Source organism: Rhodococcus sp. NPDC076796, from assembly GCF_040702765.1.
Taxonomy (GTDB): domain Bacteria; phylum Actinomycetota; class Actinomycetes; order Mycobacteriales; family Mycobacteriaceae; genus Rhodococcoides.
This window is the reverse complement of record NZ_JBFBMS010000036.1, coordinates 1-1,433: the sequence shown is the minus strand read 5'-3', so window position 1 is coordinate 1,433 and position 1,433 is coordinate 1. Positions and strand designations below refer to the sequence as shown.

General features: G+C 54.8%; 1 rRNA gene. It reads right to left on the bottom strand.

Annotated features, from left to right (window positions below):
- Nucleotides 1–43 precede the first annotated feature (43 nt).
- Nucleotides 44–1,433, bottom strand: a 23S ribosomal RNA gene (locus tag AB0366_RS27065); the annotation flags it as partial.

Genomic DNA, 1,433 nt, shown 5'->3' with positions numbered 1-1,433 from the left:
CGTGTGTTGTTTCAGATATTGCACAGTGGACGCGTAGCTTCTTTGTGGTAAGTCCTCGGCCTATTAGTACCAGTCACCTGCACCCATTGCTGGGCTTCCAGTTCTGGCCTATCAACCCGGTGGTCTGCCGGGGGCCTTACCCCCTCGAGGGGGTGAGAAACCTCATCTTGGAACAGGCTTCCCGCTTAGATGCTTTCAGCGGTTATCCCTTCCGAACGTAGCCAACCAGCGGTGCTCCTGGTGGAACAACTGGCACACCAGAGGTTCGTCCGTCCCGGTCCTCTCGTACTAGGGACAGCCTTCCTCAAGTTTCTTACGCGCGCGGCGGATAGAGACCGAACTGTCTCACGACGTTCTAAACCCAGCTCGCGTGCCGCTTTAATGGGCGAACAGCCCAACCCTTGGGACCTACTCCAGCCCCAGGATGCGACGAGCCGACATCGAGGTGCCAAACCATCCCGTCGATATGGACTCTTGGGGAAGATCAGCCTGTTATCCCCGGGGTACCTTTTATCCGTTGAGCGACACCGCTTCCACTTGCCGGTGCCGGATCACTAGTCCCGACTTTCGTCCCTGCTCGACTTGTCAGTCTCACAGTCAAGCTCCCTTGTGCACTTGCACTCGACACCTGATTGCCAACCAGGCTGAGGGAACCTTTGGGCGCCTCCGTTACATTTTAGGAGGCAACCGCCCCAGTTAAACTACCCACCAGGCACTGTCCCTGAACCAGATCATGGTCCGAGGTTGAGGTATCCAATACGATCAGAGTGGTATTTCAACAACGACTCCACAGTAACTGGCGTCACCGCTTCACAGTCTCCCACCTATCCTACACAAACCGAACCGAACACCAATACCAAGCTGTAGTGAAGGTCCCGGGGTCTTTTCGTCCTGCCGCGCGTAACGAGCATCTTTACTCGTAATGCAATTTCGCCGAGTCTATGGTTGAGACAGCTGAGAAGTCGTTACGCCATTCGTGCAGGTCGGAACTTACCCGACAAGGAATTTCGCTACCTTAGGATGGTTATAGTTACCACCGCCGTTTACTGGGGCTTAAATTCTCAGCTTCGCCATTACTGGCTAACCGGTCCTCTTAACCTTCCAGCACCGGGCAGGCGTCAGTCCGTATACATCGTCTTACGACTTCGCACGGACCTGTGTTTTTAGTAAACAGTCGCTTCTCACTGGTCTCTGCGGCCCCACCCAGCTCACACTGCAAGAGTGATCACCGGACAGGGCCCCCCTTCTCCCGAAGTTACGGGGGCATTTTGCCGAGTTCCTTAACCATAGTTATCTCGATCGCCTTAGTATTCTCTACCTGACCACCTGTGTCGGTTTGGGGTACGGGCCGTGTAACAACTCACTAGAGGCTTTTCTCGGCAGCATAGGATCACTGAATTCGCCTCAATCGGCTACGCATCACCTCTCAGGCT